Source organism: Streptomyces sp. WAC05292 (assembly GCF_003949955.1).
Lineage (GTDB): Bacteria > Actinomycetota > Actinomycetes > Streptomycetales > Streptomycetaceae > Streptomyces > Streptomyces globosus.
Genome location: NZ_RPSE01000334.1, coordinates 1 through 7,150, shown reverse-complemented (window position 1 = coordinate 7,150; position 7,150 = coordinate 1). Strand labels below are relative to the sequence as shown.

Below are 7,150 nucleotides of genomic sequence, written 5' to 3'. Positions count from 1 at the left end.
GGCCCCGCCCGCGGGCCCGTCGAACGCCGCCCCGTGCCCGGCGATCACCCCGTAGGCGCGCGCCCCGCGTTCCCGCGCCCGGGCGGCGTCCTCCAGGACGAGGTGCGCCCCGCCCTCGCCGACCACGTACCCGCTCGCCTCCCGGTCGAACGGCAGGTAGGCGCGCGCCGGGTCGGGCTCGGTGCTCAGCCCGCCGCCCGCGAGGTGCGCGGCCCACCCCCACGGGCACAGCGAGGAGTCGATGCCCCCGGTGACGACGAGGTGGGCGCCCTTGCGGATCTGCCGGCGGGCGTGCGCGGTCGCGTCAAGGCCTCCGGCCTGCTCGGTGACGATGACGCCGCTGGCGCCGCGCAGCCCGTGCCGGATGGAGATCTGCCCGCTGTTGACGGCGTAGAACCAGGCGAAGGACTGGTACGCGCTGACGTGCCGGCCGCCGCGGCTCCACAGCGCCTCCAGCTCGCGCTGCCCGAACTCGAACCCTCCGGCGGAGTTGGCGGTGACGACGCCGGCCGCGTAGTCGGGCAGGTCGGCGGGGTCGGCGCCGGCGTCGTCGAGGGCCTCCTTGGCGGCGGCGAGCGACAGGCGGGTGACCCGGTCGGTCTGCTGGAGGAGCCGGCTCGGGACGTGCTCCTCGTCGACGAACCCGGGCACCTCCCCCGCGAGCCGCACCGGGTAGGGGGAGGCGTCGAAGCGGGTCAGCGGGCGGATGCCGCTCTCACCGCGGAGTACGGCGGCCCACCAGGCCTTCAGGCCGAGGCCGTTGGGGGCGGCGACGCCGATCCCGGTGACGGCGGGGGCGGCGGGGGCGGTGGCTGCGGTGGCTGCGGTGGTGCTCATCGGTCAGTCCTCGGCCTTCGGGGTGAGTCCGGGGTCAGTCAGGATCATGGCGCTCTGGAAGCCGCCGAAGCCGCTGCCGACGGTCAGGACGGCGTCGGTGCGCCGCGAGCGGGCGGTGAGCGGGGTGTAGTCGAGGTCGCAGGCCGGGTCCGGCTCGTGCAGGTTCGCGGTCGGCGGGACCGTGTCGTGCTCGATGGCGAGGGCGCAGGCGGCGACCTCCAGCGCGCCGATGGCGCCGAGGGAGTGGCCGATCATCGACTTGATGGAGCTGACGGGCACCTCGTACGCATGCTGCCCGAGGGCCCGTTTGAAGGCCTCCGTCTCGTGCTTGTCGTTCTGCTTGGTGCCGGAGCCGTGCGCGTTGACGTAGTCGATCCGGTCGGGCGCGAGGCGCGCCTCGTCGAGGGCGGCGGTGATGGCGGCGGCCATCTCCACGCCGTCGGGGCGCAGTCCGGTCATGTGGTAGGCGTTGCTGCGCGAGGCGAAACCGGCGATCTCGGCGTAGATGTGCGCGCCGCGGCGGCGGGCGTGCCCGTACTCCTCCAGGACGAGGACGGCGCAGCCTTCGCCGAGGACGAAGCCGTTGCGGGTGGCGTCGAAGGGGCGGGATGCGGTCGCCGGGTCGTCGTTGCGGGTGGAGGTGGCGCGGATCGCGTCGAAGCAGGCCGCGGTGATCGGCGTGATGGGTGCTTCGGTCGCGCCGGCGAGCATGGCGTCGGCGCTGCCTTCGCGGACGAGGTCGACGGCGTGCCCGATCGCGTCGAGGCCGGAGGTGCATCCGGTGGAGACGAGCGCGACGGGCCCCTGGGCGTCGGCGGCGCGGGCCACTTCGGCGGCCATGGAGCTGGGCACCAGGTAGTCGTGCAGGTGGGGGACGGCCTTGGTGTGGTCGACGAGGCGGCGCGTGCCGCGCTCGCTGACGACGCCGTACTCGGCGTCGAGCCCGGTGGTGCAGCCGAGGGCGCTGCCGAGCGTGACGCCGGTGCGGACGGGGTCGAGGGCGGCGCCCGCGTCGGCGACGGCCTCGCGGGCGGCGGTGAGGGCGAACTGGGCGGCGCGGTCGAGGCGGGCGCACTCCTCGGCGCTGAAGCCGTGGGCGAGGGGGTCGAAGTCGGCCTCGGCGGCGACGCGGGAGCGGAAGGAGGAGGCGTCGAAGAGGCTGATCGCGCGGGTGGCGGTACGGCCCTCGGTGAGCAGGGACCAGAACTCCCGGGTGCCGGGCCGGCCGGGGGCGACGACTCCGATGCCGGTGATGACGACGCGCCTCATCGCGTCCCTCCCTGCTCCCGATCCTGCTGCTGTCGCTGTGCTTCCTGCTGTTGCTGTTGCTGTTGCTGCTGCGCGCGGCCGCGCCGGACGACGCGGGCGGCCCGGCCGAGGAGGCGCGGCAGCTCGCGGTCCCGGACGAAGAAGTGGCCGCCGGGCAGGGTCCGCTGCACGAAGCGGCCGGTGGTCCAGTCCCCCCACGCGGCGAGCGCGTCCGCGTCGGCCAGGCGGTCGTCGGCGCCGCCCACGGCGAGCAGCGGCACGTCGACGGGGCCGTCGGCGGCGGCGCGCAGCGCCAGGGCGAGGCGCAGGTCGTCGCGGAGGACGGGCATGACGTGCCGGTGCCACACGTCGCCGGGCCGGGCGTCGGGCGGCGCGGCGCCGTACCGGTCGAGGACGGCGAGGAGTTCGGCGTCGGGCAGTTCGGCGGCGGCCGCGAGCACGGCGGGCGTGCCGGGCGGCGGGCAGGCGCCGACGGCGAGCAGCGCGGGCTGCGGCAGGCCGGTCTGCCGGAGGGCGCGGGCGACGGTGTAGGCGATGGTCGCGCCGAGGCTGTGCCCGTACAGGACGTACGGGACACCGGGCTCGTCGGCGATGTGCTCGAACAGCGGTCCCAGGTCGGCGAGGAGCGCCTCGCGGGTGGTGACGCGCGGCTCGCGGCGGCGCCGGTCGCGGCCGGGCAGCGGCCAGGCGATGGTGTCGACGCCGCTGCCCGTGCTCCGGCTCCAGCGCCGGAACGCGGAGTCCCCGGCCCCTGCGTGCGCGAAGCAGTGCAGTCGTACCGCCATCTCCACCCTCCCCGTTCCGCGATGTCGTCCCGACCCTCGCGGAAGCCGCTGGAGACCTGCTCGAACCCCGCTGCGCGCCTGCTGGACCGGCACCGCGCGCGGCCCGGCGCGGCGGCACGGCAGGAGCGGGGCGGCAGCGGCTTTCGGCGGCGGCTCTCGGCAGCGGCGGCGGGTGCCGGGCCGCTAGGCGGCGTACAGGTCGAACGTGGACACGCGGCGCGGTCCGGCGATCACGTCGAGGGCAGGGTCGACGGTCAGCATCGCCTGGTGCAGCCGCTGCAGCTGCGGCGACGGCTCCACGCCCAGCTCGTCGATCAGCCGGGCGCGCAGCCGGCGGTAGACGTCGAGCCCGGTGGCCTGCCGGCCCGAGCGGTACAGCGCGACCATCGCCTGCGAGTGCAGGCCCTCGTGCTGCGGGTGCCGGGCGATCAGCTCGGCGAGCTCGGCCAGGAGTTCGGTGTGCCGGCCGAGCCGCAGGTCGGCGTCGATGCGCCGCTCGACGGTGACGAGGCGGCTCTCCTCCAGCCGCATGACCTCGATCTCCAGGATCGGGCCGACCCGCACGTCGACGAGGGCCGGGCCCTGCCATATGGCGAGGGCCTTGCGCAGCATGTCGGCGGCCTGCTCGTCGTCGCCCGCCTCGAAGGCGCTCTGGCCGCCCGAGACGAGCGTCTCGTACTCGTGGACGTCCACGGACTGCGGCTGCACCTGGAGCAGGTACCCGCCGTGCCGGGTCGCGAGGACGTCCTTGGCGCTGCCGGGCGTCCCGGGGCCCATGGCGGTGCCCAGCCGCCTGCGCAGCTGGAGGATGTACGTCTGGAGGGTCGTGAGCGCGCTCTGGGGCAGGTTCGTGCCCCAGATCTCCTCCATCAGGGTGGGTACGGGCATCACGCGGCCCGGGTACAGGGCGAGCAGCGCCAGGATCTGCCGCGGCTTGCCGGCCGTCGGAACAATCGACGCCCCGTTGACTTCGGCACTCAACGGACCCAGAACCTGAATCTTCATGGATTCCTCCGCCTGTTTGTCGAGTCCCATCGATTTTCAGACTCCGAACGGGAACGGTAGCCCGGCCCCGGACAATGTCCCGGAATTCTTGAGCAGGCGTCGAGCGGGCCTCCGACGGCGGCGCTTGCAGCGCCTGTTCGAGCTGCTAGATTTCGAACCGGGGTCGGTTTTCGCGCGCATCCCACCGGATCTCCCGGAGGAGGCAGCATGGAATTCGGCGCGTACAGCGGCAGCGGGGTGGAGTTCCGCATCCTGGGCCCGGTGGAGGTCTGCGACGGCCGGACCGGGGCGCGGGTCGTGCCGTCGGGCCCGAAGCAGCGGACCCTGCTCGCCGCGCTGGTCGTACGGGCCGGGGAGGTGCTGGCCGCGGACCGGCTCATCGACGAGCTGTGGGGCGACCGCCCCCCGGCGTCCGCCGCGAACGCGCTGCAGGCGCACGTGGCACGGCTGCGCCGGCTGCTGCCGCAGGGGCCGGCCGGACCTGACGGCGACGCGGCGGAGTGGATCAGCACGCACCCGCTGGGCTACCTGCTGCGGCCGGGCGGCGCGTCGAGCGACGCGCAGCGCTTCCAGCTGCTGTCCGCGGAGGGCCGCGCGCTCCTCGCCGGGGATCCCGACCGGGCGGCGGGCCTGCTGCGGTCGGCGCTCGCGCTGTGGCGCGGGCCGGCTCTGGACGGCGGGGCGCGCGGGCCGATCTGCGCGGCCGAGGCGGACCGGTTGGAGGAGCTGCGGCTGACCACGCTGGAGACGCTGTACGAGGCCCGGCTGCGCTGCGGCGGGCACGCCGACTCGGTGCGGGAGCTGGAACGGCTGACGGCCCGCCACCCGCTGCGGGAGCGGTTCTACGACCTGCTGATGCTGGCCCTGTACCGGTGCGGCCGGCAGGGCGAGGCGCTCGGCGTGTACGAGCGCGCGCGCCGGCGGCTGGTGGACGGGCTCGGCGTGGAGCCGGGGCCGGCGCTGCACGGCCGGATGGAGGAGATCCTGCGGCACGCCCCGTCCCTGGCGGCCCCGTCGCCGGCGGCCCCGGACCCGGCCGCGGGGGCGGGCGCGGACCCGGACCGGGCGGCGGACGCGGAGGCGGAGCTGCCGGCGCTGCGGCGGGAGATCGCACTGCTGGGCGACCGGATCGCCGTGCTGGGCCGGCAGCAGCAGGTCCTGCTGCGGCGGCTCCAGGAGCTGTCCGGCGCGACGGCCCGCCCGGGCATGCCGCGGCAGGTTCCGGATGACGGCCGGAGGGCCTCGGAGACGTTTGCCGATCCGACGTGGGGGCTTTCTCCGCCGGTCAATTCCGACAAGGCTCCGGCATCCTTCGGATAAGCGTGCGGTAATTCCCGTCCGTTTCTCGACCGGAAGACTGTCCGGCGAGAGGCCGCGCACCTCGGTAGCGTTTTCCGGTTCGGCGGCCGGAAAACAGCGGACGCCGCCCGGAAGGCCCGCGGAAGGCGACTCGAGGGCGGTTCGCCGAGGCGTACGGGAAAAGCAGGCGCGGCCTGGCCGGTCCGGCGCCCCGCGGGGGCGTTCTGCACGGGCCGCGTCCGCGTGCGCTACCGGGCGGGGCCGCCGCCGAGCCGGTGGGTGCTGCGCAGGAACGCCGACGGCGGCAGCGGGACGACCGCCGCCCCGGCGCCGGGGCGGCCCTGCTCCAGCGCCGCCCAGTCCACGTCGACGCCGGCCAGCCACAGGTCGCGGAGCTGGTCCAGGCGGCGCCCCGCCCACAGGGCGGCGAGATAGGCGCGCGTCTCGGGCACGGCGCCCAGGCGCAGCGGGTCGGCGCCGCCGAGGCGGAGGTCGGTCGCGTCCTCCGGGACGAGGCCGGCGAGCAGCCGGGCCAGCGGTTCGGTGCCGGTGACGAGCGCGGCGTACCGGCAGGACATGGCCGCGCGGCCGGTGCGGAGGCTGCGGGCGAGCGCGGCCAGCCCGGGCGCGGGACCCGCGGAGGCGAGGAAGTCGGCCAACCGCTGCGCCGTGGCGACCAGATGGGCCGGGGTGGGCGCGGAGAGCAGCACCAGTTCGGCCTCCTCCGCGCCCGGGCCCCCGGCCGGCTCGGCGCGGGCCCGGTCCCGCTCGGTCGCGGCGGAGTGCGGCGGCGGTGCGGCCGGCTCGGGGGCGTACTCCTCCAGGACCGCGTACGCCTCCACGCCGCCCGCACCCCGTGCGCAGACCGCGGCGCGTACCGGGCCGGCCGTGCCGGCCGGATCCGCGTCCTCGGCGCCCGGCCGGCCGGGCCGGGGCAGGGGCGTGCCGTGGCGCAGTCGGAGGACGGCCCGGGCGAGCACGGCCATGCCGGTGGCGGCCCCGGCGTCGCCGACGGCGGCGGCCACCGAGGCGGCGTCCTCCCGGGGCGGCGCCGCGTCCGTACCGGGCCCGCTCTCGCGGAGGGCGGCCCGGACGAGCCGCTCCGCGGGCGCGCCGGCCGCGTCGGGCCCGGCGGGGACGTGTCCGACGGCGCTGCCGCGGACGAGGCAGTGCACGGTGTCCCCGTCGGCGAGGGCCAGTTCGAGCGGTTTCAGCACGACCGCGCCGACGGCCTCGCCCGCTCCGGGCGGCCGGCCGGAGGGGTGCAGCAGCAGCCGTACGCCGCCGACGAGGGCCGCCCGGCACTCCCCGCGGCGCAGCGCCGCCAGCGCATGGTGGAGGGCGACCAGGACGGAGGACTCGGCGGTGTCGAGGGTGAGGCTGGGGCCGGTCAGGTGCAGCAGCGCGGACACGCGGTTGGCGAGGTTCCAGGTGTCGGAGCGCGGCACCGGGCCGCCGTCGCCCCGCTCGCCGGCCGTCGCCGCTCCGGCGGCGGCGGCGAGCAGTGCGTACTCGCCGCCGCCGGCGCCCGCGTACACGCCGACGCTGCGGGGCGTGCCGTCGTCGGTGCGCAGGGCGTCGAGGCGGCTGCCGGTGCAGCCGGCGTCTTCCAGCGCCTCCCAGGCGGTTTCGAGGAAGAGCCGCTCCTGCGGGTCGGTGAGCGCGGCGTCGGCGGGGCCGATGCCGAAGAACTCGGCGTCGAAGTCCTCTATGGCGTCCAGGTAGTGGCCGGTGCCGGTGGCTGCCCGGCCGGGCGGCGGGGCGGAGGCGGTGGAGTGCCCGCGGCGCATCTGCCGCCACACGGCGGCGGTGTCGGGGGCCTGCGGCTGTCGGAGGGCCATGCCGACGACGGCGACCGGTGCGACGGCAGCGGCCTCCCCACCACCCGGCGCGGCGGACGCGGCGGACGCGACGGGCGCCGCAGCGGACGGCGGGGCGACAGGGGGAGCAGGGGC

At 76.7% G+C, this 7,150-nt stretch carries 6 protein-coding genes; 1 reads left to right on the top strand and 5 read right to left on the bottom strand.

Features of this window, described 5'->3' with window-relative positions; translation table 11 throughout:
* From EF903_RS25785 to EF903_RS25770, 4 genes are all read right to left on the bottom strand, one after another.
* Positions 1–837 (bottom strand): beta-ketoacyl synthase N-terminal-like domain-containing protein (locus EF903_RS25785; RefSeq protein ID WP_312845965.1); only part of this gene is annotated, 837 nt, incomplete at its 3' end.
* Positions 838–840: 3 nt separating this feature from the next.
* On the bottom strand, positions 841–2,106 hold the full coding sequence (locus EF903_RS25780; protein WP_125547044.1) for a beta-ketoacyl synthase: 1,266 nt from the start codon (positions 2,104–2,106) through the stop codon (positions 841–843).
* Complete coding sequence (locus EF903_RS25775) at positions 2,103–2,891, bottom strand: thioesterase II family protein (protein ID WP_125547042.1); 789 nt, start codon at positions 2,889–2,891, stop codon at positions 2,103–2,105. The genes EF903_RS25780 and EF903_RS25775 overlap by 4 nt, the downstream gene beginning before the upstream one ends.
* A gap of 183 nt (positions 2,892–3,074) precedes the next feature.
* Positions 3,075–3,896: an AfsR/SARP family transcriptional regulator gene (locus tag EF903_RS25770; protein ID WP_125547040.1), complete on the bottom strand. Its 822-nt coding sequence runs from the start codon at positions 3,894–3,896 to the stop codon at positions 3,075–3,077.
* A 207-nt stretch (positions 3,897–4,103) separates the two neighbouring features.
* On the opposite strand from EF903_RS25770, the gene EF903_RS25765 reads away from it, so the two are divergent.
* Positions 4,104–5,216, top strand: coding sequence for an AfsR/SARP family transcriptional regulator (locus EF903_RS25765; RefSeq protein WP_260615919.1), 1,113 nt, complete (start codon positions 4,104–4,106; stop codon positions 5,214–5,216).
* Positions 5,217–5,443: 227 nt separating this feature from the next.
* On the opposite strand, the gene EF903_RS25760 is transcribed toward EF903_RS25765, so the two are convergent.
* On the bottom strand, positions 5,444–7,150 hold a 1,707-nt coding region (locus tag EF903_RS25760), incomplete at its 5' end, for a beta-ketoacyl synthase N-terminal-like domain-containing protein (RefSeq protein ID WP_312845964.1).